Annotated in this window: 21 protein-coding genes; 14 read left to right on the top strand and 7 right to left on the bottom strand. The window is 58.9% G+C overall.

Features of this window, described 5'->3' with window-relative positions; genetic code table 11:
* Positions 1 to 143 precede the first annotated feature (143 nt).
* The 4 genes from FBAL_RS10070 to crcB are packed head-to-tail and all read left to right on the top strand — an operon-like array spanning position 144 to position 4,903.
* On the top strand, positions 144 to 2,603 hold the full coding sequence (locus tag FBAL_RS10070) for a DNA translocase FtsK (protein WP_013345486.1): 2,460 nt from the start codon (positions 144 to 146) through the stop codon (positions 2,601 to 2,603).
* Positions 2,600 to 3,208, top strand: coding sequence for an outer membrane lipoprotein periplasmic chaperone LolA (gene lolA / locus FBAL_RS10065; RefSeq protein WP_013345485.1), 609 nt, complete (start codon positions 2,600 to 2,602; stop codon positions 3,206 to 3,208). Before FBAL_RS10070 ends, lolA begins: the two co-directional genes overlap by 4 nt.
* Positions 3,205 to 4,533: a replication-associated recombination protein A gene (locus FBAL_RS10060; protein ID WP_013345484.1), complete on the top strand. Its 1,329-nt coding sequence runs from the start codon at positions 3,205 to 3,207 to the stop codon at positions 4,531 to 4,533. Before lolA ends, FBAL_RS10060 begins: the two co-directional genes overlap by 4 nt.
* A complete protein-coding gene (crcB, locus tag FBAL_RS10055; RefSeq protein ID WP_013345483.1) occupies positions 4,526 to 4,903 on the top strand; it encodes a fluoride efflux transporter CrcB in 378 nt (125 codons plus the stop codon). Before FBAL_RS10060 ends, crcB begins: the two co-directional genes overlap by 8 nt.
* Positions 4,904 to 4,973: 70 nt before the next feature.
* Here crcB and FBAL_RS10050 read toward each other — a convergent pair whose 3' ends face one another.
* Complete coding sequence (locus tag FBAL_RS10050; protein ID WP_013345482.1) at positions 4,974 to 5,408, bottom strand: type IV pilin protein; 435 nt, start codon at positions 5,406 to 5,408, stop codon at positions 4,974 to 4,976.
* A 122-nt stretch (positions 5,409 to 5,530) separates the two neighbouring features.
* Between FBAL_RS10050 and FBAL_RS19600 the strand changes: the two genes are divergently transcribed.
* From FBAL_RS19600 to serS, 5 genes are all read left to right on the top strand, one after another.
* The gene (locus FBAL_RS19600; protein WP_013345481.1) at positions 5,531 to 6,094 is read left to right on the top strand and encodes a pilus assembly FimT family protein; all 564 of its coding nucleotides are present in this window, start codon (positions 5,531 to 5,533) and stop codon (positions 6,092 to 6,094) included.
* A complete protein-coding gene (locus FBAL_RS10040) occupies positions 6,091 to 6,807 on the top strand; it encodes a PilW family protein (protein ID WP_013345480.1) in 717 nt (238 codons plus the stop codon). Before FBAL_RS19600 ends, FBAL_RS10040 begins: the two co-directional genes overlap by 4 nt.
* A 9-nt stretch (positions 6,808 to 6,816) precedes the next feature.
* Positions 6,817 to 8,022, top strand: coding sequence for a PilX N-terminal domain-containing pilus assembly protein (locus tag FBAL_RS10035; protein ID WP_013345479.1), 1,206 nt, complete (start codon positions 6,817 to 6,819; stop codon positions 8,020 to 8,022).
* 14 nt (positions 8,023 to 8,036) lie between these two features.
* The gene (locus FBAL_RS10030; RefSeq protein WP_013345478.1) at positions 8,037 to 10,223 is read left to right on the top strand and encodes a prepilin-type N-terminal cleavage/methylation domain-containing protein; all 2,187 of its coding nucleotides are present in this window, start codon (positions 8,037 to 8,039) and stop codon (positions 10,221 to 10,223) included.
* 322 nt (positions 10,224 to 10,545) lie between these two features.
* On the top strand, positions 10,546 to 11,835 hold the full coding sequence (gene serS / locus FBAL_RS10025; protein ID WP_013345477.1) for a serine--tRNA ligase: 1,290 nt from the start codon (positions 10,546 to 10,548) through the stop codon (positions 11,833 to 11,835).
* Positions 11,836 to 12,005: 170 nt separating this feature from the next.
* Here the strand turns inward: serS and pyk are convergent, their stop codons facing one another.
* Both pyk and FBAL_RS10015 read right to left on the bottom strand, forming a co-directional pair.
* Complete coding sequence (pyk, locus tag FBAL_RS10020) at positions 12,006 to 13,442, bottom strand: pyruvate kinase (protein ID WP_013345476.1); 1,437 nt, start codon at positions 13,440 to 13,442, stop codon at positions 12,006 to 12,008.
* Positions 13,443 to 13,638: 196 nt separating this feature from the next.
* The gene (locus FBAL_RS10015; RefSeq protein WP_013345475.1) at positions 13,639 to 14,493 is read right to left on the bottom strand and encodes a MurR/RpiR family transcriptional regulator; all 855 of its coding nucleotides are present in this window, start codon (positions 14,491 to 14,493) and stop codon (positions 13,639 to 13,641) included.
* Positions 14,494 to 14,763: 270 nt separating this feature from the next.
* On the opposite strand from FBAL_RS10015, the gene zwf reads away from it, so the two are divergent.
* From zwf to FBAL_RS09990, 5 genes are all read left to right on the top strand, one after another.
* Positions 14,764 to 16,230: a glucose-6-phosphate dehydrogenase gene (gene zwf / locus FBAL_RS10010; protein WP_013345474.1), complete on the top strand. Its 1,467-nt coding sequence runs from the start codon at positions 14,764 to 14,766 to the stop codon at positions 16,228 to 16,230.
* A gap of 3 nt (positions 16,231 to 16,233) precedes the next feature.
* On the top strand, positions 16,234 to 16,941 hold the full coding sequence (pgl, locus tag FBAL_RS10005; RefSeq protein WP_013345473.1) for a 6-phosphogluconolactonase: 708 nt from the start codon (positions 16,234 to 16,236) through the stop codon (positions 16,939 to 16,941).
* A 2-nt stretch (positions 16,942 to 16,943) separates the two neighbouring features.
* On the top strand, positions 16,944 to 18,752 hold the full coding sequence (edd, locus tag FBAL_RS10000; RefSeq protein WP_041251663.1) for a phosphogluconate dehydratase: 1,809 nt from the start codon (positions 16,944 to 16,946) through the stop codon (positions 18,750 to 18,752).
* A 9-nt stretch (positions 18,753 to 18,761) separates the two neighbouring features.
* Entirely contained in the window at positions 18,762 to 19,397 is a 636-nt protein-coding gene (locus FBAL_RS09995) for a bifunctional 4-hydroxy-2-oxoglutarate aldolase/2-dehydro-3-deoxy-phosphogluconate aldolase (protein ID WP_013345471.1), read from the top strand.
* A gap of 81 nt (positions 19,398 to 19,478) precedes the next feature.
* Positions 19,479 to 19,877: a WYL domain-containing protein gene (locus FBAL_RS09990; RefSeq protein WP_013345470.1), complete on the top strand. Its 399-nt coding sequence runs from the start codon at positions 19,479 to 19,481 to the stop codon at positions 19,875 to 19,877.
* Between the two features lie 49 nt (positions 19,878 to 19,926).
* On the opposite strand, the gene FBAL_RS09985 is transcribed toward FBAL_RS09990, so the two are convergent.
* From FBAL_RS09985 to FBAL_RS09970, 4 genes are all read right to left on the bottom strand, one after another.
* Entirely contained in the window at positions 19,927 to 20,544 is a 618-nt protein-coding gene (locus FBAL_RS09985) for a DMSO/selenate family reductase complex B subunit (protein WP_013345469.1), read from the bottom strand.
* A gap of 19 nt (positions 20,545 to 20,563) precedes the next feature.
* Positions 20,564 to 23,026, bottom strand: coding sequence for a DMSO/selenate family reductase complex A subunit (locus FBAL_RS09980; protein ID WP_013345468.1), 2,463 nt, complete (start codon positions 23,024 to 23,026; stop codon positions 20,564 to 20,566).
* 505 nt (positions 23,027 to 23,531) lie between these two features.
* The gene (gap, locus tag FBAL_RS09975) at positions 23,532 to 24,539 is read right to left on the bottom strand and encodes a type I glyceraldehyde-3-phosphate dehydrogenase (protein ID WP_041251261.1); all 1,008 of its coding nucleotides are present in this window, start codon (positions 24,537 to 24,539) and stop codon (positions 23,532 to 23,534) included.
* A gap of 233 nt (positions 24,540 to 24,772) precedes the next feature.
* Positions 24,773 to 25,576 carry a DUF2989 domain-containing protein gene (locus FBAL_RS09970; protein ID WP_013345466.1) on the bottom strand — a complete coding sequence of 268 codons (804 nt, stop codon included), beginning with the start codon at positions 25,574 to 25,576 and terminating at the stop codon, positions 24,773 to 24,775.
* Positions 25,577 to 25,692: the final 116 nt, after the last annotated feature.

Below are 25,692 nucleotides of genomic sequence, written 5' to 3'. Positions count from 1 at the left end.
CAATCTGCGCAAAAGTGCCCCAATCGGGGCACTTTTTGTTTGTATGGCAGGATGATGGTGATGCAACGGTAGGTAACAACCAGTCGCTTTTGGTAAGGTAAGCGGGTTATTCATCTTTTTTTGGACCGGTCGAGGAGCGACACTTGTCATCGTCCAACCTGCAACCAATGACGGGCCTGCAGCGCCTGATGGAAGGGGGCCTGATCCTCAGCACCATCGTGGCACTGTTTATGTTGATGGCCCTGGCCACCTTTCACCCGGCAGACCCGGGCTGGAGCCAGACCGCGTGGGATGGCCCGGTCAGTAACGCGATGGGCGCGGTAGGCGCCTGGATCGCGGATATACTGTTTTTCGTGTTTGGCCTGACCGCTTATCTGGTGCCCCCGGTTTGTGCGGCCATCGGTTGGCTGGCGTTTCATCAGGCATACCGCCTGGCTGAACTGGACTACTTCTCAGTCGGACTGCGGGTTATCGGTTTTCTGCTGACCGTACTCAGCTTTGCGGCATTGGCGTCAATGAACGCCGATGATCTGCATTACTTCTCCGCCGGTGGCGTGGTAGGCGACGTCGTCAGCGCGGCCATGCTGCCCTATTTCAACCTGTTGGGCACCACGCTGTTCCTGCTTTGCTTTATCGGCGCGGGCTTTACCCTGATGACTGGCATCAGCTGGCTGACCGTTGCCGAGAAGGTGGGTGAGGGCACCATCGCCCTGGGCCTGATGCTGTGGAACCTGCCTCGCCATTTCAGTCATGAAGACCGTGATACCGAAGACACCCGTGGCTTTATGGAACTGGTTGATCGCTTTAAGCGCCGCAAAGACCAGGATCACGACGATGACGATGAGGTGTCTGGGGCAGCTGAAACCAACCAGTATCAGGAGGAGCCTGCCTGGCAGGCGTTCGATGACGCCGAACCCGTCCTGAAGCGAGAGCCTGAGTTCTCGGCTGAGCCGATTTTGGACACCGAAGTTCGCATCGAACCTGAGCTGGCACCGCCTTGGGTGGGCGGCCCTGAACCTGAGAGTGCTGCCGACGACGCCAAACCGGCACTGGAACCCTATCTGGCGGCCGCGATGGACAAAGCCGGGGTGACGCTGCCTGAGGTGCCCACCACGCCAATGCCCACGCTGGAGCTGCTGGACCGCCCCAATAAGTCCCAGAACCCCATCAGCCAGGAGGAATTGGATGCCATTGCGCGCCTGGTGGAAGCCAAACTGCTCGACTTCAACGTCACCGCCACCGTCGTGGATGTCCATCCCGGTCCGGTGATTACCCGGTTTGAGCTGGATCTGGCGCCCGGCGTTAAGGTGTCGAAAATCACCAACCTGGCCAAGGACCTTGCCCGGGCGCTCTCCGCGGTATCGGTGCGGGTGGTTGAGGTGATCCCCGGCAAATCGGTGATCGGCCTGGAACTGCCAAACAAATTCCGTGAAATCGTGTATCTGCGTGACGTGCTGGACAGTGAGCGATTCGAGCAAGCCAAGTCAGACCTGACCATGGTGCTGGGTCAGGACATCTCCGGCTATCCGGTGGTGGTGGACCTGGCTAAGATGCCGCACCTGCTGGTGGCTGGTACCACCGGTTCCGGTAAGTCGGTCGGGGTTAACGTGATGATCCTGAGCCTGCTCTACAAGTCGACCCCGGAAGAGGTTCGACTGATCATGATCGACCCCAAAATGCTTGAACTGTCGGTCTATGAAGGCATTCCACACCTCTTGTGTGAAGTGGTCACCGATATGAAGGAGGCCTCCAACGCCTTGCGCTGGTGTGTGGGAGAGATGGAGCGCCGCTACAAGCTGATGTCAGCACTGGGGGTGCGTAACCTTAAAGGCTACAACGCCAAGGTGCTGGAGGCCCGTGAAGCGGGTGAGCCGATTAAAGACCCGTTCTGGCAGCCTGAACAGTCTATGGCCACCGAAGCGCCGGAACTGGAGAAACTGCCGGCCATCGTGGTGGTGGTGGATGAGTTTGCCGACATGATGATGATCGTCGGCAAAAAGGTGGAAGAGCTGATTGCTCGTATCGCCCAGAAGGCCCGTGCGGCCGGTATCCACCTCATTCTGGCCACCCAGCGCCCCTCTGTGGACGTGATTACCGGCCTGATTAAGGCCAACATCCCGACCCGCATCGCGTTCCAGGTGTCCAGCCGGGTCGACTCCCGCACCATTCTGGACCAACAGGGCGCGGAGCAGCTGTTGGGGCAGGGCGATATGCTCTACCTGCCGCCCGGCACCGGCGTGCCTATCCGGGTACACGGCGCCTTCGTTGACGACCACGAAGTGCATAAGGTGGTGGCCGACTGGGCAGCCCGTGGCAAGCCGCAGTATATTGATGAAATCCTGGCGGGTGAGACCGGCGGCGAGCAGATTCTGCTGCCGGGCGAAGCCGCTGAGAATGGCGAGGACGCTGACCCGCTCTATGATGAAGCGGTGGCCTTTGTATTGGAGAGTCGCCGGGCGTCCATCTCCAGCGTCCAGCGCAAACTTAAGATTGGCTACAACCGGGCCGCCCGCCTGGTTGAGCAGATGGAACAGAGCGGCCTGGTGAGCCCACCGGGTCATAATGGTAACCGAGACGTATTGGTACCCGGACCACAGCAATGACGAAATTGAAAACCTTAACCCTGGCCCTTGGTGCACTGGTTGCACCGCTGGCCATGGCCGCGCCGCAACAGGCATTGCAAGCCAAACTGGCGCAGTTGCCTGAGTTTGAAGCCCAGTTTGAACAGGTGGTCACCGACCCCGATGGCACCCTGTTGCAACAGGGCCAGGGCAGCCTGGCGATGGCGGTACCGAACCGATTTGCCTGGCATCAGCAGGCGCCGGAAGAGAGCGTCATCCTGTCCGACGGCGAAGACGTCTATCTGTATGACCCCCTGCTGGAGCAGGTCAGCATCTATGACCTGCAGGACGCCACCGGGCAGACCCCGCTGTCGCTGCTGTCCAGCAACGACGAGGCGGAATGGGCTGCCTATCAGGTCAGCCAGAATGGCGACTGCTTTACGCTGACGCCCTCGGATGCCGACGGGATCCAGACCATGGCGATCTGCTTTGATGGCGATGCCATCGAAAGCCTCTCATTGGTGGATGGTCAGCAGGTGGAAACCCGCATGACCCTGTCTCGCTTCCACACTGGCCCGTTGGAGCAGGGTCGATTCACCTTTGCCGCCCCGGAAGGCACTTTGGTTGACGACCAACGCAACCCATGAGCTCACTGAGTCTGAACTTCGGCCCTGATTTCCGGCCTCTGGCCGCCCGTATGCGGCCGGAAACCCTGGATGATTATGTCGGTCAGGAGCACCTGCTGGGTCCGGGCAAGCCGCTGCGCGCGGCGTTGGAAGCGGGACGGGCTCACTCCATGCTGCTTTGGGGCCCGCCGGGCACCGGCAAAACCACACTGGCTGAACTGGTGGCCCGATACGCCAATGCCCATGTGGAGCGTATCTCTGCCGTGACCTCCGGGGTCAAGGAGATCCGCGCCGCCATCGATAAGGCTAAGGACATTGCGGCCGCCCATGGTCGGCAGACTCTGCTGTTTGTGGATGAAGTCCATCGGTTTAACAAGAGCCAGCAGGACGCCTTTCTGCCCCATATCGAAGATGGCACCGTGATTTTTATCGGTGCCACCACTGAAAATCCCTCGTTTGAAGTCAACAACGCGCTGCTGTCCCGAACCCGGGTCTACGTCATCAAAAAACTGGAAGAGTCGGCGATCCTGTCGTTGTTGCAGCATGCGCTGACCGACCCGGATAAAGGGCTGGGCAAGTTGAACCTGTCGCTGCCTGAGCCGGTGGCTCGCCAGCTGGCTTCGCTGGTGGATGGCGATGCGCGTCGGGCCCTGAACCTGCTGGAACTGATGGCCGATATGGCCGAGGACGGCCAGCTCAGCGAGGCGTTGCTCAAAGAGGTTGCGGGTGAGCCGGTAGCGCGGTTCGACAATAAAGGCGACCAGTTTTACGACCTGATCTCGGCGGTTCATAAGTCCGTTCGTGGCAGCAATCCGGATGCGGCGCTGTATTGGTATTGTCGTATTCTGGAGGGCGGGGGTGACCCGCTGTACGTTGCCCGTCGCTGCCTTGCCATTGCGTCTGAAGACGTGGGCAATGCGGATCCCCGCGGGATGGAGGTGGCACTTAACGCCTGGGACTGTTTCCAGCGGGTGGGGCCGGCCGAAGGCGAGCGGGCGATCGCGCAGGCGTTGGTTTACCTGGCCTGCGCCCCCAAGAGCAATGCGGTCTATACCGCCTTCAAGGCCGCCCGCCAAATGGCCAGGCAAACGCCGGAGCAGGAAGTGCCGGTGCACCTGCGCAACGCCCCAACGTCGCTTTTGAAGGAGCTGGGACACGGTGCTGAGTATCGTTATGCCCACGACGAACCGGGCGCCTACGCGGCTGGCGAGCGCTATCTGCCGGATGCCTTGGCGGGCACGCGCTTCTACCATCCCACTACCCGGGGGTTGGAAAAGAAGATAGGCGAAAAGCTGGCCTATCTGGCGGAACTGGACAGACAAAGCGAGGACAAACGCGATGCATAACTGGCTGGCCGTTGCGCTGGGCGGCGCCATTGGGGCGTCGCTCCGCTACGGCACCTCGATTTTGGCTCTCCGGCTGTTTGGCACCGCGTTTCCCTATGGCACCCTGGCGGTGAACTGCGTGGGCTCGTTCGCTATGGGTGCGCTGTACGCTTACGGCGCCAGCGCTGAACTGTCGCCGCACTGGAAGGCATTGATTGGGGTAGGGCTGCTTGGGGCGTTGACCACCTTCTCCACCTTCTCAAATGAAACCCTGTTGCTGATGCAGGAGGGGGCGTGGTTAAAGGCGGCACTGAATATTTCCCTGAATCTGGTGCTCTGCCTGCTAATGGTGTTTTTGGGTCAGCAGTGGATATATTCCTACGCCAAGTAAGTATTAATAAAACGCCCTGCATCTGCAGGGCGTTTTATTATGTGCTGGTGTTAAACACCTGATTTATTAATTACCAACAGGCGGTCGGGGCCCGTTGATCAGATTGATTCAGCGTTAGCGGAGAGCAACGGGTCGAGCCCTCTTTATCATCGGTCTGTCCGTCCTTAGCGGTCGCGGTCAGGGTGTAGCTGGCGCCGCTGCTGGTCAGGGCAAAGCTGTAATAGTCCGACTCCATCCCCAACACCGAGCTCATCTCACCGCTGCTGATGTTGCTGCAGCTTGCGAAGGTGGTGCCGTGCTGGCCATAACTGCCGCAGGTGATCCGATACTCCTCCAGCAGCAATTGAGCATTCATTAAGGATTCCACCGCTTCCGCCCGACGGGCTTCCAGCACGTATTGCTGATACGACGGGGCGGCGATGGCGGTGAGAATGGCCAGAATGGCAATAACAATCATCAGCTCGACCAAGGTGACGCCGGCCTGTTGAATGGTGCGCTTCTGCATGACGTTCCCTGTCCTATGTGTACAAGATGTAATTGAAATAAGGGGCAAATCGCAATAGGCTTACAATAAGCATACATGCAAGTGGCATTCAGAGGGAACTGATTGTGAGCACTGTCACAACAATGGCGTTCAGACGAGATCAGGGACTGACCCTGCTTGAACTGCTGATAGCCCTGACCGTCCTGGCGATTTTCATCGCCGTGGCGGTTCCCTCCTACCAGAATTTGTCCCGCACCCTGACGGTAAAAGGCGCCGCTTTCGACTTCTTTGAAAGTTACCACCTGGCCAAGACCGAGGCGATCAAACGCAACCTCGACACTGTCACCATCAAGTTTCTCAGCAGTGACAGTGGCTGGTGCTACCGGATCACTGACACCCCAGATACCTGCACCTCCTGCAGCAGCGCAGGCGCCGCTCAATGCAGCATCGCCGGTGACGGCCGACTTCGAGGCGGCAGCAGCGACGATTTTGACCATGTGACCATGACCTCGGATTACCTCAGTGGCGGCAGTGGCGTGGTGTCTATTCCCAATCGCCGCACCACACTCGATGAGGGCAGTGGCAGTACCACCTTTGCCATGGGGGATTCGGTGCAGGTCAGTGTGCGATTGACCAATGCCGGCCTGGCCAACATCTGCGTGCCCACAGGGGCAGACTCGGTACTCGGCGTGGAGTCCTGCTCATGAATCGAGGTCGCGTTAAGGGCTTTACCCTGGTTGAACTGATGGTGGCCGCGGCGGTGGGCCTGATTCTGCTTTCAGCACTGCTTACCTTCTTCTCCGGCAACCTACGGGCCAACAGCACCACATTGGAGCTGTCGCGCCTGAATCAGGAGCTTCAGACGGCGATGACCGTGATCGCCAGAGACATACGCCGGGCGGGCTACCGCGCTGACGGGCTGGTCAATCGCGATAACACCGATACTGCCCAGAACCAGGCCTTTATGTTTCTGCCGGGCAGCATTGATGGCGGCGGTACCTGGACCCCCCGCCACCTGGATTTACTGGCGACCGGGGGCAGCCATGCCGATGGTGGGCCCTATCAATGCATTGTGTTGAAGTCCGACACGGACGACTACCAGGACGCGGTGGCCACGCTCGCCCAGGGCGATGTGGTTGGCTACAAGATGGTTTCCGGCCGCATTCTGAGGGGAGGCTGGGACGACACCTCGGCGGAAGCGGATTGCGACAACATTGACTGGTCCGCCACCGACATCGCGTTAACCAGCGCTGACATCGAGATCACCGAACTTACGTTTTTGCTGGACCCGCCTCTGCAGGCTGGCGGCGAGCGCCTGATCCAATCCATCGAAGTAACCCTGTCCGGTGCCGTCGTGGATAAGCCGGGTTTAAGCCTGACCCTGAATCAGCGGGTCAGGCTCAGAAATAACAGTTACTAGGACCACCTTATGCGCACGGATAGCCAGGGCTTTGTCACACTCGGAACCACCTTGTTGGTGTTGCTGATACTGACCAGTGTCACCCTGTTTGCGGGCAGGGTGTTGCTGAAGGAGAAGCGCATCTCCTTTAACGAGCAGCAGTACACCATGGCCTTCTCCTATGCCGAATCGGGACTGGAAGCCGCTTCCCGGTTACTGCTGTCGGATTTTGCCACGATATGCCTCAAGGACCCGGACCTGCCCACCAGTGAGAGCAATCCGGACAATCAGGCCCAGGTGATGATTCCGGGGACCAGTGAAGAGGTGACGGCCACCTGGGAGTGCAATGCCCAGTCACCGGCCAATATCGAAGAGGCGTTACCCGTCACCATTCGGGCGGAATATGAGGCCAGCGATGGTGGCAGCGCCGCCGTGGTTTCGGAGATTTTCGGGCTGACCCCGTTGTTTAACCTGGGTGACCCGGCGCCGTTAACCCTGGCCAGTGCCAGCAAGTTCAATGGCACGCTGGATATCGGTGCCAACCCTAATGGTGGAGGCACCGGCGTGCCACTGTCGATCTGGGCCGGGACCACCGACGATTTTACCGGTGCCGCGACCACCTGTGGGGTGGAGGAGTTCGCCATTGGCGGAGGGGCCTGCAACACGGGCAACCGTGTGTATTCGGAAAAGTCGAAGGGCTCCACCAAGAGTGATTTTGTCCAGGGTGGTCAGGATATCGTGATTGATGATCCGAGCTTTCCTCAGGACATGTTTGAGTTTGCCTTCGGCATCTCCACCGAAAACTGGGAACAGATCTACCAACGCGGTGCCATCAAGATCGATGACTGTGCCAGCCTGACCAGCAGTGACACCGGGATTTTTGTGTTTGAGGGCAGCGGTTTAACGAGCTGCAGTGTCGGCACCATTGGCACTCCGACCGCGCCGGTCATTTTGGTGGCGGTGGATGCTGACCTCGACCTCAAAACCGGCCCCAGCTATGGCGTGCTGTTTGCCTTCGACAGCAGCCCGGACAATGGCGTCGTTGACGCCAGTGTGAAGTTGTCTGGTACGGCGCTGGTCTACGGTGCGGTAATGAGCAATAGCGATGAAGTACCCAATATGAATGGCAGCGCTGCCGTTGCCTGGCATCCGGAAGTTTTTGGGGCGTTTGACGAAGATACTTTAGGCACCTTCCGGCCGCTGGTCCGTGTGGCGGGCAGCTGGAAAGACTTCTGACTAAGGAAAGCGATATGACACTGCGCAAAAAACAACGCGGTTTCGGTCTTATCGAGGTTCTGATTGCCGCCCTCGTGATAGGCCTGGGTATTGCGGCACTTACCCGACTGCAGGGCGATTTTCTTAAAGCCACATCGTCGACCAGCCAGCGGGAGGTCGCACTGAAACTGGCGCACGCCAAGCTGGACGATCTGCGCAGCTTCTCATTCGACGATGGGGTGGGGGGCTTTGATTTCGCAGACATCGCCAACAATGCAGGCGGCCGCTCTGATGAGCTGACCGCCGGCACCAATGTGGTGTACAAGTCCCACAACTTTGCCCTCAGCTGGCAGGTCACCGACTATAAGCTGGAGGGCGGCGCTTACGTTGCGACGACGGACCCTGCGGACACGGTCGAGCAGAAAGCGATTGTGGTTAACGTCAGCTGGACCGATGCCAATGGCCGCTCCCAGACGCTGTCTTTGCCCTATACCCTGTCTCCAACCAACCCCGATACCGGCACCGCCTCTTCCGGGGGCGCAGCCGGCTTGGCAGGTGACTCACCGACCGTCGCCCACCAGGATGCGGCGGCCCCGGACGTGATCGACATTGATTTGGGTGACGGCAGCAAGCGGGAAACCTCCAAACCGTTGCCGGAAGTCGAAAGCAAAGACGGCATCGTGTTAGTGCAGTTCGATTCCATCAACTTCGACAACGGCGACGACCAGAAGATTGTGCAGGAGGACAACCTTACCGTCAGTTGCAACTGTGAGAAGTCGCTGACCAGCGCCGACACCAATAACCCGGTGCAGCTCAAGTGGGCGGACTCTGAACTTTACTGGGAACAGATTGGCACCTCGGTTAAGCCCACCGGCACCTCTTTGGCAACTGGCACCAGTCAGGCCGTGGCGCTGTGTAACCGCTGCTGCGCGGATCACTTTGATGCAGGCAGTGGTGGTGCGGATCGTCTGGAAAATCACTACAGCTACGACAGCGGTCGTTGGGGCAACAAACGCTACTACCTGGATGGCGACGCCTTCCGCGAGGCGAATGCGGGGGACGCGTATCTTGAAGCCTGCCGACTGATGCGCATCAACGGCCATTACGTCCTGATGCCCGACTGGCAGCAGGTGAATCAGGAGGTGATGACCCGCAATCACCTGGCCAGCACGGCGACTGTGGCAGAGTACCAGACTCGGGTTGAAACCATCCTCAAAGACTTTGCCTCCCAATCCAAGAATTATGAGACAGACCCCGAGGATTACGAGTACGCCGCCAGCACGGCCAATTTTCCTCAGCGGTCGATCATCATCTCACCGTTCACCAGCACCCGGACTCAGTTTATGGGACGGGCCATCTACGTCGACCCCATTGAAAACTACGGCGACAGCCCCTCATCGATGCCGTTGAACGCTTACCCATTCCACGAGATCAACAATACGCTGCTGGCAGACTGGGCGTTGTATGACTGTGGGAGCAGCAGCTTTAACGCGTCCGCCAGCGACCCAACGTCCAGTTGCACCCTTTGCACCAAAAGTACCGATGACTACGATTGCGGCGATGTGGCTATCAGCAATCAGCCGGTGGCAGGGTCGAAATCCGCCGTGGCAGATGCGGACTACTACCAGGGCTACTACAGCCGCGGTGAATTGACTTACAACACCAGTGCCAGCGGTAACTTTATCGTTAAGGTGACCTCCCGCAAGAGCAATTCGGGCGTGACCGGAACCGGCCCTATCTCGCAGTACGACGCCGATACGGTATTTGAACGCTTTATCGGTGTGGCCTTCGATGCGGATGGTGAGGATGGCGGCGACGGCAGTGGAACCGCTCTGACCGTCGGCGGACGCATCTTCTGCTACACCGCCGCGCTTGATAACAAAACCGGTGCGTTTGAAGGCTGGACCAGTTGCGACAAGAAAACCTTCTCGGCCTCGGTCACCAGCAGCATTGGCGATTGTCCGGATCAACCGGTTCTGCAGGGCAGTGCAACCCCCTCATTTGGTTGCGTGTTGCCAGCGGATTGGATTGCTGACGATGGTGTTGATAATGACCTGACCTTTGCCGGTTCCGGCGCCACCTTTACGCCGTCGGTAATCTCCGAGGTGGACCTCGCGGGCACCGCCGACAAAGAGAAGCTGTGTGTGGTGATGATCAGCGGTGCCATCCCGGCAGATGCCTCGGAGATTCCGAACTGCAGTTACGATTCGGGAAAAAAATAGGCCCCTAATCCGCAATTACAAACCGGCCGCTGATGCGGCCGTTTTTTTGCCACAAACTGGTGTGGCCGCTAAGGCAGAGCAATGACGTTTTCGAGCTGGCTCCGGGCCAGAGCCCATCAGGCTGTAATAGAGTTTTCCTTATAGACTGAAATAGTGTGAGCTGGGGCAGCGTGGGGCCTGATGTATGGCCTTTGGTTTCTGTGATAAAGTACTGACACAAAAATGATACTCCGTTGGGCCAACGCTCGGCTTTTTTGGCAGTTTTGTCCCAAGGTATTGAAGTAACCGGTTGAAAGACCAGTAAATTCAAGAAAAGAGCGATATGTTAGACAGCAAACTTCTCCGTGCCGACCTGGCACAGACCGCCGAGCGCCTCGCCACTCGCGGTTACATCCTGGATGTCACCCGTCTTAATGAACTGGAAGAGCGCCGCAAGTCGCTGCAGGTGGAAACCGAGCAGCTGCAAGCTGAGCGTAACAGTCGCTCCAAGTCCATCGGTCAGGCCAAAGCCCGTGGCGAAGATATCGAGCCTCTGCTGGCTGAAGTGTCTGAGCTGGGTGGCCAACTCGACGCTAAGAAAGCCGAACTGAACGACCTGATGGCCGAGCTGGATGATATCGCCGCTGGCATTCCCAACCTGCCGCACGAGTCTGTGCCGGTGGGCGCTGACGAAGACGAGAACGTTGAAGTCAGCCGCTGGGGTGAGCCGCGTCAGTTCGATTTCGAGATCAAAGATCACGTCGATCTGGGCGAAGCGATGAACGGCATCGATTTTGCGATGGCAGCCAAGCTCTCCGGTTCCCGTTTCGTGGTGATGCGCGGCCAGGTAGCCCGCATGCACCGTGCACTGGCCCAGTTTATGCTGGACCTGCACACCACCGAACACGGCTACAGCGAGATGTACGTGCCGTACCTGGTGAATCCGGACAGCCTGTTCGGCACCGGCCAGCTGCCTAAGTTTGGTGAAGACCTGTTCCACACCCAGCCGCTGTCTGAAGACAGCGACCGCAAGCTGTCTCTGATCCCGACCGCTGAAGTGCCGCTGACCAACTTCGCCCGCGATGAGATCCTAGACGAGGCGGACCTGCCGGTACGCATGACCGCGCATACTCCCTGCTTCCGCAGTGAAGCGGGCTCCTCCGGTCGTGACACTCGTGGCCTGATCCGCCAGCACCAGTTCGACAAGGTTGAGCTGGTTCAACTGGTTAAACCGGAAGACTCCATGGCGGCTCTGGAAGAGCTGACCGGCCACGCAGAGAAGGTTCTGCAACTGCTGGGCCTGCCTTACCGCAGAGTGGTGCTGTGCACCGGTGATATGGGCTTTGGTGCCACCAAAACCTACGATCTGGAAGTCTGGGTACCGAGCCAGAACAAGTACCGTGAGATCTCCTCCTGCTCCAACGTGGGGGATTTCCAGGCCCGCCGCATGATGGCCCGTTTCCGCCGCACCGGTGAGAAGAAGCCTGAACTGTTGCACACCCTGAACGGTTCCGGCCTGGCTGTAGGTCGTACCCTGGTGGCCATTCTGGAAAACTACCAGCAAGCTGACGGCCGCATTGAGATCCCGGAAGCGCTGCGCCCCTACATGGGTGGCCTGACCCACATCGGTTAAGCCCTCACGAAATTAAAAACCGGCCATCTGGCCGGTTTTTTTGTGGCGTTTTCGCTGGCGTGCCAACGCCAAAGGCGCTGGGCAGGGAGTTGTTACCGCTGGCGCGCAGAATGCCACAGCAAAAAGAAAGGGGAGCCAAATGGCTCCCCTTTCTGTGGACGCTGGTTGAATCACTCAACGGTCACGATCTTACAGGTGTTGGTGCCGCCGACGGTTTCCATCATGTCGCCTTTGGTCATCAGTACTTTGTCACCGGCAGTGAGCAGGCCCTCGGCCACAATGCACTCAATCGCGGCTTTCACGATGGTGTTTTCGGTGTGCTCGGTGGAGTCGAACTGAATCGGGTGTACACCGCGGTACAGCGCCAGGCGGTTCAGGCAGGACGCGTGACGCGACAGCGCAATGATCGGCAGCGGCGAAGTGATGCGACTCATGATCAGGGGCGTGTTGCCGGACTCGGTCAGCGCCACGATGGCCTTGACGCCATCGAGGTGGTTGGCGGCGTACATGGTTGCCAGGGCGATGGTCTCCTCAACGGTCTTGAACTTCTCTTCAAGACGATGCTTGGACACCACCACGCGAGGGTGTTTTTCGGCGCCAATACAAACCCGTGCCATGGCCTGAACGGTCTCTTCCGGATAGCTGCCCGCTGCGGTTTCGGCCGACAACATCACGGCATCGGTGCCGTCCAGTACCGCGTTGGCCACGTCCATCACCTCGGCGCGGGTCGGCATCGGGTTGGTGATCATCGACTCCATCATCTGGGTGGCGGTGATCACGACGCGGTTCAACTGGCGGGAGCGGGCAATCAGCTTCTTCTGCACGCCAACCAGTTCCGGGTCGCCAATCTCAACGCCCAGGTCACCACGAGCCACCATCACCACATCGGAGGCGAGGATCACGTCGTCCATGGCGGCATCGTCCACCACCGCTTCAGCGCGCTCGACCTTGGCCACAATCAGGCCACGGCAGCCGGCTTCACGGGCCAGTTGGCGGGCATAGTTCAGGTCGTCACCGCTGCGGGGGAAGGAAACGGCGAGGTAGTCGACGTCGATCTTCGCGGCGGTTTTGATGTCCTCTTTGTCCTTGTCGGTCAACGCCGCAGCAGAGAGGCCACCGCCAAGTTTGTTGATCCCTTTATTGTTGGAGAGGGGGCCGGCTACGGTCACGGTGGTGTGCACCTTGGTGCCATCGACGCGCTCTACGCGCAGCTGTACCCGGCCATCGTCCAGCAGCAGGATGTCGCCGGGTACGACGTCATCGGGGAGGGCTTTGTAGTCGAGGCCAACGGCGTGCTCGTCGCCTTCACCTTTGGCCATTGCGCTGTCCAGCACAAAGGGCGCGCCCTGGGCCAGCTGCACTTTGCCGTCTTTAAAGGTGGATACTCGGATCTTGGGGCCTTGCAGGTCGCCGAGGATGGCGACGTGGCGGCGGTGCTTGGCGGCCAGTGCGCGAACCTTTTCGGCCCGGGCGATGTGGTCTTCAGCGCTGCCGTGCGAGAAGTTCATCCGCACCACGTTGGCACCGGCTAGGATGATCTTTTCGAGGTTGTCATCGCGATCAGTGGCCGGGCCTAGGGTGGTTACAATCTTGGTTCTTCGGAACATGATTGACTCCGTCAGGGATGCTTATGCGTTGCTTCACTGGCTACAGATGCTACAAGTAACGCACCGAAAATGAAAGAAAATTACATACATTTATGGTGTCAAAATAGCTCACTAAAAGGGCGTTAAGGTCGAGGCAGGATAAGTGTAGTTGGGTGGGGATGGAATAAGGGCCGGTGATGACCGGCCCTTTGGAGATTTACAGCGGTGGGTTCTTTTCGAAGCGCGACTCTTTCAGTGCTTCTTTGACCCGTTTGAGGTTCTCACGGAAACGCGGGCCGCGGCGCAGGGTGAAGCCGGTAGCCAATACATCCACGGCCACCATCTGGGCCAGGCGGGAGGCCATCGGCATATAGAGATCGGTGTCTTCCGGCACATCCATGGTGACCGCCAGTGTGGCTTCTTTAGCCAGGGGGGAATCCTTGCTGGTGACCGCAATCACCTGGGCATGGTTCTCTTTGGCCAGACGGGCAATCTCCACCAGCGTCTTGGTTCGTCCGGTGTGGCTGAACAGCACCAGTACTGCGCCTTCACGGGCGTTGATGCAGCTCATGCGCATCATCAGTACGTCATCGAAAGACACCACCGGCACGTTGAAGCGGAAGAATTTGTTGAGGGCGTCGTGGGCAACGGCGGAGGAGGCACCCAAACCGAAGAAGGAGATCTGGTCCGCCTGTGTCAGCATGTCCACGGCGCGGTTGATCTGGTCGGGGTTGATCGACTGGCGGGCGGAGTCCAGTGCGGCCATCGAGGATTCAAAAATCTTGTTGCTGTATGCCTCGGCGGAGTCGTTCACTTCGACATGGCGGGAAACATAGGGAGTGCCATTGGCCAGGCTTTGCGCGAGGTGCAGTTTGAAGTCGGGGAAGCCCTTGGTATCAAGCCTGCGGCAGAAGCGGTTGACGGTCGGTTCACTGACGTCGGCCATCTTGGCCAGAGTCGCGATACTGGACTGAATGGCGGTCTGTGGGTTAGCCAGGATCACTTCGGCCACTTTGCGCTCAGACTTACTGAAGTTAGGCAGGCTTTTTTGGATCTTTTCGAGCGTATTCATTCAATCTGGACTCTTTTCCCTGATGCAGTTCCCACCCGCCACAGAAAGGAGTTCGAGAGGTGATTGGCAGTCACTATACTGTTTAGCCATGACCCTTCGATAATCCGGTTCAGCGAAGTGGACAGTGTTCCGGTATATTACAAACAATATTGAAAGTTAGCCAGCAATGCGCCGCGCTAAGCACTTGCGCTTGCCGGATTTTTTCATTCTAATGTAGTTAAATTACATCATTCTGCGGTGCGCCGCCGAAACAAGGAGTTGGATGTGACAATGGCAAGTGACTCGGCGATGAAGCCATGTGATTTTGTCCTGTTTGGCACTCGGGGGGATCTGGCCCGCCGTAAGTTGCTCCCCTCTTTATATCAGTTGGACAAAGCGGGGCTGTTGCATTCGCAAACCCGCATCGTGGGTGTTGCCCGGCAACCTCTGTCGCAGGAGGAGTACCTGTCCGTGGTCTCCGAAGCGCTCAACACCTTCGTAAAAGAAACCCTCTGTGATGAAACCTTAGTGCGCTTTATGGCGCGCTTGGTGTATGTAGGGCTCGATTTTACCGACAGCGAAGGCTATCAGGCACTGCGTGATGTGGTGCAGGAAGACCATGTGATGGTCAATTACTTCGCCACCCCGCCGGCCATCTACGGCACCATCTGTGGCTGCCTGCAGGCCAATAACCTGATCCAGCCCGATACCCGCGTGGTACTGGAGAAGCCAATCGGCCATGACCTGGCCAGCAGCATGGTGATCAACGATCAGGTCGCAGCCTACTTCGAAGAGAGCCAGATCTACCGTATCGACCACTACCTGGGTAAAGAGACGGTACAGAACCTGGTGGCGCTGCGCTTTGCCAACTCCCTGTTCGCGTCCAAATGGGATAACCGTACGATTGATCATGTTCAGATCACCGTTGCGGAAGAGGTGGGTATCGAAGGCCGTTGGGACTACTTCGATAAAGCCGGCCAGATGCGCGATATGATCCAGAACCACCTGCTGCAGGTGCTGGCGCTGGTCGCGATGGACCCGCCGGTCAATCTGAATGCCGACTCCATCCGGGATGAGAAGGTGAAGGTGATCAAATCCCTGCGCCCGATTAACCAGGAAAACATCTACGAAAATACCGTGCGGGGCCAGTACACCGCAGGCTTCCTGAAGGGGCAGCCGGTTCCCGGTTACCTGGAGGAGGAGGGCGCCAACCTCGACAGTAACACCGAGACCTTTGCCGCCCTTCGCGTCGACATCGACAACTGGCGTTGGGCCGGCGTGCCGTTCTACCTGCGTACCGGCAAGCGGATGCCGTTCAAGCACTCCGAAATCGTGGTGCACTTTAAGAACCCGCCGCACAACCTGTACCGCGATAGCTACCGCCAACTGCCGCCCAACAAGCTGACCATCCGTCTGCAGCCCCATGAAGGGGTTGAGATTCAGATGATGAACAAGGTGCCGGGGCTGGACCAAACCCAGCGCCTGCAGACCACCAAACTTGACCTGTCATTCTCCGATACCTTCAAGAACGAACGCATCGCGGATGCTTATGAGCGTCTGTTGCTGGAGTGCATGCTGGGTAATCAGGCGCTGTTCGTCCGTCGTGATGAGGTGGAGCAGGCGTGGAAGTGGTGTGACTCCATCCTGGATGCCTGGGCTCGCTCCAATGAGCCGCCGAAGAGCTATCCTGCCGGGACCTGGGGGCCGGTCGCGTCTGTGGCGCTGATCACCCGCGATGGTCGTTCCTGGGAGGAGTAAGCGATGTCTGCGATTGCCCTTCCGGTTCTAAAAACCTTCGAGCAGAGCGATGAGCTGGTTGCCGTTTTGGCTCAGCGCATCGCCGACGCCCTTCAGGCCGCCGTGGACAGCCGCGGACAAGCCTCTCTGGTGGTCTCCGGCGGCAGCACGCCGGTGCCGCTGTTTCACAAGCTGCGCACCATGCCCATCGACTGGCAGGAGGTGTACATCACTCTGGCCGATGAACGCTGGTTGCCCGCAGACCATGCCGACAGTAATGAGCGCCTGGTGCGGGAGCACTTGCTGGTGGGGAATGCCGCCAAAGCGAAGTTCCGCGGGATGTATAACATCCACGGCACGCCGGAAGCCGGTGCTGCCATGACGGCGGAAACCCTGTCCAATCTGCCGCGTCCGTTTGACGTGGTGATTCTGGGCATGGGCAACGACGGCCATACCGCCTCGCTGTTCCCCTGCTCTGAAGAGTTGCAGGCCGGCCTGACCACTGAGGCCGTGTGCCTGGCAGTGCGTCCGACCACCGCGCCTCATCCACGACTTTCCCTGTCACTTCACAGCCTTCTGAACGCCCGCCAGATCTACCTGCATCTGTCCGGTGAAAGCAAAAAGGCGGTATTGGACGAGGCGCTTTCCAGCAAAGACGTAATGGCCATGCCCATCCGCGCAGTGCTGGACCAGCGTAAGGTGCCCGTCGACGTTTATTGGAGTAAAGCCTGATGCTGAACCCGACCATCGACACAGTTACCCAGCGAATCATCAAGCGCAGCCGGGACAGCCGTGCCGCTTACCTTGAGCGCATCGACAACCTGCGCCAGCGCGGCGTTCAGCGTCGCCAGCTTTCCTGCAGTAACCTGGCACACGGGTTTGCCGGTTGTGGCCAGGCCGATAAGTCCGACCTGAAGCAGTTCAACAAGTCCAATATCGGCATTATCACCGCCTACAACGACATGCTGTCGGCGCACCAGCCCTACGCCACCTACCCGGAGGCGATCAAGGCCGCTTGCCGTGAGATTGGCTCAGTGGCTCAGGTTGCGGGTGGCGTTCCTGCCATGTGTGACGGTGTGACTCAGGGCCAACCCGGTATGGAGCTGAGCCTGCTTAGCAGGGAAGTGATCGCGATGGCGACCGCAGTGGGCCTGTCCCATGCCATGTTCGACGGTGTGCTGCTGCTGGGAATTTGCGACAAGATCGTTCCCGGCCTGATGATGGGCGCCCTGAGCTTTGGCCACCTGCCGACGCTGTTCGTTCCGGCCGGCCCGATGCCGTCCGGGCTGCCGAATAAAGAGAAAGCCCGGGTTCGCCAGGAATATGCCCAGGGCAAGGTGGGTGACGATGCGCTGCTGGAAGCGGAGTCCGCTTCTTACCACAGCCCCGGCACCTGTACCTTCTACGGCACCGCCAACTCCAACCAATTGGTGATCGAAGCGATGGGCCTGCAACTGCCGGGCTCTTCATTTGTGAACCCCACCAGTGAACTGCGTGTGGCCTTTACCGACGCCGCGGCGAAACAGGTGTGTCGTCATGCCCAGGGTGAAGCGGGCCTGAGCCTGGCTGAAATCTACGACGAGAAAGCCGTGGTGAATGGCATCGTGGCATTGTTGGCCACCGGTGGCTCCACCAACCTGACCATGCATCTGGTCGCGATGGCCCGCGCCGCGGGGATCCAGGTGACCTGGCAGGATTTCGCCGAGATCTCTGCCGCCGTTCCGCTGCTGGCCCGGGTGTACCCCAACGGCGAAGCAGACATCAACCACTTCCAGGCCGCGGGCGGTATGGCATTCCTGATCCGCGAACTGCTGGCCGGCGGCTTTATGCATGCCGACGTACGAACCGTAGCGGGTGAGGGACTGGACCTGTACACCAAGCAGCCAGTGCTGGAAGCCGGTCAGTTGCGCTGGGTGGACGCCGAGTCCGATTCTGGTGATGAGAGCGTATTGCGCCCGGCCACCAACCCGTTCCAGCAAAGTGGTGGCCTGAACCTGCTCAATGGCAACCTTGGCCGTGCGGTGATTAAGGTGTCTGCCGTGGCGCCGGAACACCGGGTCGTCGAGGCGCCCGCAGTGGTGTTTGAAGACCAGCACGACCTCGATGCCTCCTTTAAATCCGGTGAACTGGACCGCGATTGCATTGTGGTGGTGCGCTATCAGGGCCCGAAAGCCAACGGCATGCCGGAGCTGCACAAGCTGACGCCGCCGCTGGCTGTGCTGCAGGACCGCGGTTTCAAGGTCGCACTGGTGACCGACGGCCGTATGTCCGGCGCGTCCGGAAAGGTGCCCGCTGCGATCCACGTAACCCCGGAAGCGCTGGATGGTGGTTTGCTGGCGAAGATTCAGAATGGCGACATGCTGCGCCTCGACGCCGAGAAGGGCGAGTTGCAGCTGTTGGTTAGCGATGCCGAACTGGCACAGCGCCAGATCCAACAGCCGGAACTGTCCGGCAACAATGAAGGCATGGGGCGCGAGCTCTTCAGCCAGTTCCGTAACCTGTTAGCCAGCCCGGAGTTGGGTGCGTCGGCTCTGTTGAAATAAGGAAATCCTATGTCTGCAACCTGGCTTTATTCGCCCAGCGAAATCTTCGCCCGCAGCAAGGTAGTGCCGGTGATGGTGATTGAGCAACTGGACCAGGCGGTGCCGCTGGCCAAAGCGCTGGTCGCCGGGGGCATCGAGATCCTCGAGGTGACCCTGCGTACCGATTGCGCATTGGACGCCATCAGCGCGATTCGTCAGGCCGTTCCTGAAGCGCTGGTGGGTGCGGGGACGGTGCTGACACCGGAGCAACTGGATGCGGTCATTGAGGCCGGCGCCCAGTTTGCCATCAGCCCCGGTGCCACCAAGAGTCTGCTGGAAGCGGGCAAGCGCGCGCCCATTGCCCTGATCCCGGGCGTTGCCTCGGTGTCCGATGCGATGAAGGCGCTGGAACAGGGCTACGACCACCTGAAATTTTTCCCGGCCGAATCCAGTGGCGGCGCCAAGGCGCTTAAAGCGATGGCAGGCCCGCTGGCTGGCTTGACCTTCTGTCCCACCGGCGGCATCGGCCCGGACAACTACCACGACTACCTGGCCCTGGCCAATGTGGCTTGCGTTGGGGGCAGTTGGGTGGCACCGGCCGACGCTATCGCCAATGGCGACTGGCAGCGCATCACCGAGCTGTCGAAAAAAGCGATCGCCGGGTAATCCGGTTCGGGACAAAAACGCTCGCCTTTTGGCGGGCGTTTTTTTATGGTTTTCAGGCCATTAATTTGAAGGAGCCAGGGGATGGAATCCACTGCGACGATACGGGAACTGTGCAGCATTACTCTACCGGTGATTCGTTGCCGTTTTGACTACGCGGATCGCGACGGTCAGATCTCGAAACGGGATGTGCGCCTGTGTCGCTTCTTTGTCACCGATGAGGGACGCCAATACCTGGAGGGTGTCTGCGTGTTGCGCGGCAGTCGCCGCACCTTCCGCCTCGATCGTTTGCAGTCTGCTCTGACTCACGTTGCCAGTGGCACCGAGTACCCCTCCGCACGAGTAGCGGAACAATTGGCTGAGCTGATTCAACTGGCGCAACAGCCGGAACATGAGGCGTCGAACCGTGGTGCAGCGATGGGCTTGCCTCTGGTCTGGATGCTGCTGGGGGGCTTGCTGGCCTGGGGGCTGCTGTCAGCGTAACGGGCGGCAACGCCGATGCCATCTCAGGGAGGCGTCAGCCTCCCTTTGTTCAGACCTCAAACTCATTGAGCACGTCACCGCCATCCTGGGCGTTACGGTTCTGCTTGATGCACAGGTTCGGCTTGGTGATGGTGGAGGAGGGCAGCGGGTTGATGTCCGCAATGGCGCCGTAACGCGCCCGCAGTTCATCCATCGGCCCGAAGTCCATCGCCCTGAGCGGGCAACACTCAACACAGATGGGTTTTCTTCCCACAGCCAGTCGCTCATAGCAGCCGTCACACTTGGTCATGATGCCGCGTTCGCGGTCAAACTGTGGCGCATCATAGGGGCAGGCAAAGGCACAGGCTTCACAGCCGATGCAGACCGCCGGATCGACGTGTACCAGGCCATCGCTGCGCCGCTTGTGCATGGAGCCTACCGGACACACTTCGACGCAGACCGGGTTGTCACAGTGGTTGCAGCCGATGGACACGTAGTAGCTGTAAACGTTCTGCTCAACCGTGCCGTCGCCGTTTTCCTGCCAACTGCCACCACCGTATTCATAAACCCGCCGCCACTTCAGGCCTTTGGGCAGGTCGCTGCGGTCCTTGCAACTGACGTGACAGGTCTTGCATCCGGTGCACTTGGTGGTGTCGATGTAGAAGCCGTATTGTTTGGGTTCGTTCATGATCACGCTCTCCCCAGTGTTAACCGGTTACCTTGACCCGAATGGTGTGTTGCGGATTGCCTTTGGCCACTGCGGTGGGGTGATACAGGGTCAGGGTGTTGACGCACCCGCCGGGATCCACCTCGCCGATGCGGTTGGCCTTGTACCAGGCCCCCTGTGCCATAGCTACCACGCCGGGCATCACTCTTGGGGTGATCTTGGCACGAACCCTGATAGCGCCGCGGGGGCTGGTCAGGGTGATCATCTGGCCCTTGGTGACGCCATAGCGTGCCGCATCCATCGGGTTAAACCAGGCGGCATCCTCAACCGCTTCGCGCAACCACTCAACATTGTGATAGCTGGAGTGGACACGCCCTTTGGTGTGGTAACCGACAATCTGAAGCGGATAGTCGTCGCGGGTCGCTTCGTCTTCGTAGCCCTGCCAGGCGGCGGTGTATTGCGGCAGGGGAGTGATCTGGTCGTAGGGCTGGTCGGAGGCCGGAATCCACTCGGCGCGCTTTTTGGCCCAATCCAGTGAGTAGATTTCGATCTTACCGGACGGGGTGGACAACGGTTCGCCGCCGTTGACGAAATCCTGCAATGCCACATAAGTATCGGGGCTGTGGCGCCGGAAGAAGCCCACTTGCTGCGCTTCCGCATAGGTGGCTGGCAGGTTCAGCTCCGGGTTGCTGGCCCGCGTGCCCTCATAAAGGTACTCCAGCCACTCTTGCTCACTGCGGCCTTCACTGTACTCCTGCTCTTTACCAAATACCTGAGCCAGGCCCAGGCCAATCTGGTACAGCGTGCGACAGTTGTAGAGTGGTTCAAGGCCGGTGGACATAAACGTGAGATACCCGGTTTCGCCGGAAGCGTAGCTGTCATCGGCCAGATCGTTGGACTCGACCCAAGTGGTGTCCGGCAGGATGTAGTCGGCAAAGCGGGCACTGGCGGTCATCCAGCAATCCACCACCACAATCAGTTCACACAGACTGTCATCTTCCAGAATCTGGCGGGTGTGGTTGATGTCGGAATGCTGGTTGATGATGGCGTTGCCCGAGGAGGAGAACACCGCCTTGATGTTCACCCCCAGCTTGTCCTCGCCGTCGCCCAGCCCTTTGACCGCATCCCTGGTGGGCGTCATTTCGGCACCGCGCTCTATCGCCTCGGCCCAGGTGTAGAAGCTGATGGAAGCCGATTCCGGGTTGGCACCGGCACTCATGCCCGAACGTGACAGGCCAAAGTTGGTGGGCAACTCGCCGTTGTTGACGCCGTTCTGGCCCAACTTTCCGGTCAGGATTGGCAGCATATAGAGCGCCCGCATGGTCTGTTCACCGCAGGCCTGGCGGTTACAGCCGGCGCCGATGGTGATGTAGGGGGATTTGGCGTTCATGATCTTGTCCGCCAAATCGACAATCAGCCGGGACGGGATGCCGCAGATGGCCGCAGCCCAATCCGGCGTACGGGCAAGGGTATAGGCACCTACGCCCATGATGTAGTCATGGTAGTTCTCTTCCGGGTTGATAAGCGTGGCGTAATCCGGGTTGTCGCTTTGGGCGCGCTCCAGTGAGGCGCGGTCATATCCGATGGCGTACTGGTCAAGGAAGGCTTTCGAGTTCTGTTCTACCCAGCCGCTGCTGATCATCTGATAGGCCACCGCTTCGGCTAACGCCCCATCGGTGCCGGGCCGGATAGGCAGCCACTGGTTCTCTTTACCAAGGTTGCTGTCGGTATAACGCGGATCGACGATGATCACGTCGAGGTTGCCAGTTTGTCTTCGCTGCTCTATCGCATTAAGGAAGTCTATCTGCTCGCCGGAACCGGACATGCGGATCTCGAACGGGTTAAAGGCGAAGCCCACCACCAGGTCGGAGTTGCGGATTTCGGACAGGCGCGTGCCGCTGGTTCCGCCGGTACCGAAGGTGGCAGGACTGGCGACATTTAGCGTGGCCCAGGAGTAGTTGCCGTAGTAGTTCAGGTGACCACCGGACAGCCGCAACGCTCGCTGCAGGCAGGCACTGCTGGCAAACCCGTAATACGCGCCGGAACTGTAATGATGGAAGATGGAACGAGGGCCATAGTTGGCCTGCAGCTCTATCACTTTCTGGCCAATTTCCTGAAAGGCCTGCTCCCAGCTGATCTCTTCAAATTGACCCGAGCCACGGCGACTGCCCGCTTTGCGCTTCATCGGCGCTTTGAGGCGGTCAGCGGCATAGGTTCGTTGCTTCATTGAGCGTCCACGAAGGCATGCACGTACCTGGTGGTCGCCATATTGGTCCGTGGTGGCGTGATCAGTTTCGATGCGGGTGATGACCCCCTCTTTACTGAACACCTTAAGAGGGCAGTTGGACCCGCAGTTCACCAGGCAAGCGGAAAAATTGATGGCTTCATCGCCCACCTCCGGCGGTGCCACGGGTTCGTTGTCATTGTCATCGTCGCCACAGGCGGCCAGACAGGTAACGGCACCGGCGGAAGCACTCAGTTTCAGAAAATCACGACGTAGCATGGCGCACCTCGATGGCTTGGTGATGCGGTACGCTGCAGGCGAGGCCGACGAAGGATGGCGCTGTGTCAGGGGCCGTTGGGTGTAACGGGCCTGCTCAGGTAAGTGGAAAGGTCCTATAAAATCAGTAACTCACGTCAACGCATTGTAAGCTACTGAATTAATTGCCCAAAACGACGGCTGGCAGAAGGCTGACAATCTCATACCGCATGCATTTCCCGACCTTCTGCAGGGAAAGCTAGCACAGGGGAGAGAGGTCACGGCAGCAAGGCTGGGGCGGTTAAACTTTAACCACGCAAAGGTTGATCTAGGACAAATTCAGTTGCGCCAAACTCGCCGTTGCAGCGGGCTTGAACACGATGAGGCCAGGTGGCAACGTGTGCGCACAATCGCTGCATTTCCAGCGGTAGGGTGCACCACCTGTCGGCGCAAAGACCCGTAGGGCATGGCTGCAAATGCGCATAAAAAAAGCCTCCCAACCGGGAGGCTCTTTTGACTGGTGTGTGCCTTATTTGGCGTTCATCAGTACCAGGGCATTGTCCAGCATACGGTTGGAGAAGCCCCATTCGTTGTCGTACCAAGCCATCACTTTAACCAGTCGACCAGAAACGCGGGTTTGAGTGGCGTCGAAGGTGGAGGACATCGGGCAGTGGTTAAAGTCGATGGAGACCAGCGGCTCGTGGTTGACCGCAAGTACTTCAGACAGCACGCCCTGACTGGCCGCTTTCTCAACGATGGCGTTGACCTCTTCCACGGTGGTATCGCGACTGGCGATAAAGGAGAGATCGACCACGGAGACGTTAACGGTGGGAACGCGGACAGCGCCACCATCCAGTTTGCCGGCGAGTTCCGGGATAACCAGACCAACCGCCGCGGCAGCACCGGTTTTGGTGGGGATCATGTTCATCGCGGCCGCACGGGCACGACGCAGATCTGAGTGGTAAACGTCAGACAGGCGCTGGTCGTTGGTGTAAGCGTGGATGGTGGTCATCAGGCCGGACTCAATACCCAGCGCATCGTTCAGCGGCTTGGCAAAGGGGGCCAGACAGTTGGTAGTACAGGACGCGTTGGAGATAACGGTCATGTCAGCGGTAATCACATCTTCGTTGACGCCGTATACCACAGTGGCGTCCACCTCTTTACCGGGTGCAGAGATGATCACCTTCTTAGCGCCCGCCTGAATATGAGCAGAGGCGGTGGCTTTGGTGGTGAAGATGCCGGTACATTCGAATACCACATCGACTTCCAGCTCGCCCCAGGGCAGTTTGCTCGGGTCACGCTCGGAGAAGGTCAGGATGCGGTCACCGTTAATGGTGATGGCACTGTCGTCGTGTTCGACTTTGGCATTGAAGCGGCCATGGACAGTGTCATATTTGGTGAGGTGGGCGTTGATGGCGGCGTCGCCCAGGTCGTTGATGGCGACAATCTTGATGGGGTACTGCTTTTCACTTTCGTACAGTGCCCGGACCACATTGCGACCAATTCGACCGTAACCGTTGATAGCGACTTTGATCATAGCGTTCATTCCGTAATGCCTTGTCGATATGTAGTAAAATTACAATAAAGGCGCGGCCGGTCAAGTGTTTTTGGTCAAAATGTTGGTAATTAAACCAGCGCGGTTCGGCCAGCCAGCGTTGTAAACCCTAGTACAGTGCGGCGGGGTTGGGTGAGCCGGAATGTTGTACGCCACCCAAGCGTCCGCAGCGACAAAAAAATCGCCGGTTGACGGCGATTTTTGATGAAATTCACTTACAAATTGAAGCGCTGGCGAGGGAGCTTGCCTTGGCCCATCTGTTTAGCCAGCGCGTCGGCCCGTTCAACCAGTGCGGGTGCCTTTTGCGCCGGGAGCCCTAGGTGTTCGGCTAATGCCTCAGGCGGGGCACGATGCTCGCCTTGTTGCCCAAGGTAGGTAAACAGGAAGGCGGATTCCGACTGTTTCAGCGAGTTTAATACGTAGCCAAGCTGCATCAGCAGTTCACTGTCAACTCGGGCGGCCATGGGATTGGCTTCTACCACTTCCAGCAGGTAACGCTTGGCTTTGGCCGGATCCCTTTCGCTGAAAAACAAGCCCGCCAACCGTTTCAGTCGAACGCCCTCGAGTTCGCCTTGCGCTTCGGCTTCCAGAAATCGATTAAGCGCCATATCGTCATTAAATCGGGTCCAATGGTAGAGACTTAGCGATGGATGAGGGTCTTTTTGTGTTGCTTGCTGAAGGGCTTCAAGTGCTGCCAGCCCTTTCAGGAAATAGTGACTCCGCTCCTGCTCCAGCGCCCCGCCGGAGGTTTTACCCACCATCTGCGAGACATTGTTCATGCAGTCCACATAGCCTTCCAGTTCCACCAGTTCATCAAAGCGATGACTGGCGTCTCCGGTCATTTCGAACTGGTGTCGGGCGTGAATGATGTTAGCCCGGTTGTGGCGGCACCACCCGGCGGTATTTAGGTCGTTGCAGAGTGCCGGTTGCTGCTCGCAGATGGAGCGGACATTGGGGCCACGGTCGCACCCGCTAAGCCCGGCGATGGCCAGGAGGGCGAAAATCGGAAGGGTTTTCATGATCGGAGAATTACCACAATTGCCAGTCCTTGGCGAAAAATACTGTTATTTAGCAACAGGTTGGGTTCTTGGGGGCGCTGGAAATCGCGCGAACGTTTTCTGTAGAATAGCCGCGC

The organism is Ferrimonas balearica DSM 9799 (assembly GCF_000148645.1).
GTDB lineage: Bacteria > Pseudomonadota > Gammaproteobacteria > Enterobacterales > Shewanellaceae > Ferrimonas > Ferrimonas balearica.
This window is presented reverse-complemented; position numbering and strand designations above follow the sequence as displayed.

Excerpts from the sequence above, each read along its gene's own strand:
- gap (WP_041251261.1), bottom strand. The coding sequence starts at position 24,539 with ATGATCAAAGTCGCTATCAACGGTTACGGTCGAATTGGTCGCAATGTG.
- FBAL_RS10060 (WP_013345484.1), top strand. The coding sequence starts at position 3,205 with ATGAGCTCACTGAGTCTGAACTTCGGCCCTGATTTCCGGCCTCTGGCC.
- pgl (WP_013345473.1), top strand. The coding sequence starts at position 16,234 with ATGTCTGCGATTGCCCTTCCGGTTCTAAAAACCTTCGAGCAGAGCGAT.
- FBAL_RS09995 (WP_013345471.1), top strand. The coding sequence starts at position 18,762 with ATGTCTGCAACCTGGCTTTATTCGCCCAGCGAAATCTTCGCCCGCAGC.
- FBAL_RS10050 (WP_013345482.1), bottom strand. The coding sequence starts at position 5,408 with ATGCAGAAGCGCACCATTCAACAGGCCGGCGTCACCTTGGTCGAGCTG.
- FBAL_RS10035 (WP_013345479.1), top strand. The coding sequence starts at position 6,817 with ATGCGCACGGATAGCCAGGGCTTTGTCACACTCGGAACCACCTTGTTG.
- FBAL_RS09980 (WP_013345468.1), bottom strand. The coding sequence starts at position 23,026 with ATGCTACGTCGTGATTTTCTGAAACTGAGTGCTTCCGCCGGTGCCGTT.
- crcB (WP_013345483.1), top strand. The coding sequence starts at position 4,526 with ATGCATAACTGGCTGGCCGTTGCGCTGGGCGGCGCCATTGGGGCGTCG.
- FBAL_RS09985 (WP_013345469.1), bottom strand. The coding sequence starts at position 20,544 with ATGAACGAACCCAAACAATACGGCTTCTACATCGACACCACCAAGTGC.
- FBAL_RS10040 (WP_013345480.1), top strand. The coding sequence starts at position 6,091 with ATGAATCGAGGTCGCGTTAAGGGCTTTACCCTGGTTGAACTGATGGTG.
- FBAL_RS09970 (WP_013345466.1), bottom strand. The coding sequence starts at position 25,576 with ATGAAAACCCTTCCGATTTTCGCCCTCCTGGCCATCGCCGGGCTTAGC.
- FBAL_RS10015 (WP_013345475.1), bottom strand. The coding sequence starts at position 14,493 with ATGAATACGCTCGAAAAGATCCAAAAAAGCCTGCCTAACTTCAGTAAG.
- FBAL_RS10030 (WP_013345478.1), top strand. The coding sequence starts at position 8,037 with ATGACACTGCGCAAAAAACAACGCGGTTTCGGTCTTATCGAGGTTCTG.
- lolA (WP_013345485.1), top strand. The coding sequence starts at position 2,600 with ATGACGAAATTGAAAACCTTAACCCTGGCCCTTGGTGCACTGGTTGCA.
- FBAL_RS09990 (WP_013345470.1), top strand. The coding sequence starts at position 19,479 with ATGGAATCCACTGCGACGATACGGGAACTGTGCAGCATTACTCTACCG.
- FBAL_RS19600 (WP_013345481.1), top strand. The coding sequence starts at position 5,531 with ATGGCGTTCAGACGAGATCAGGGACTGACCCTGCTTGAACTGCTGATA.
- serS (WP_013345477.1), top strand. The coding sequence starts at position 10,546 with ATGTTAGACAGCAAACTTCTCCGTGCCGACCTGGCACAGACCGCCGAG.
- pyk (WP_013345476.1), bottom strand. The coding sequence starts at position 13,442 with ATGTTCCGAAGAACCAAGATTGTAACCACCCTAGGCCCGGCCACTGAT.
- zwf (WP_013345474.1), top strand. The coding sequence starts at position 14,764 with ATGGCAAGTGACTCGGCGATGAAGCCATGTGATTTTGTCCTGTTTGGC.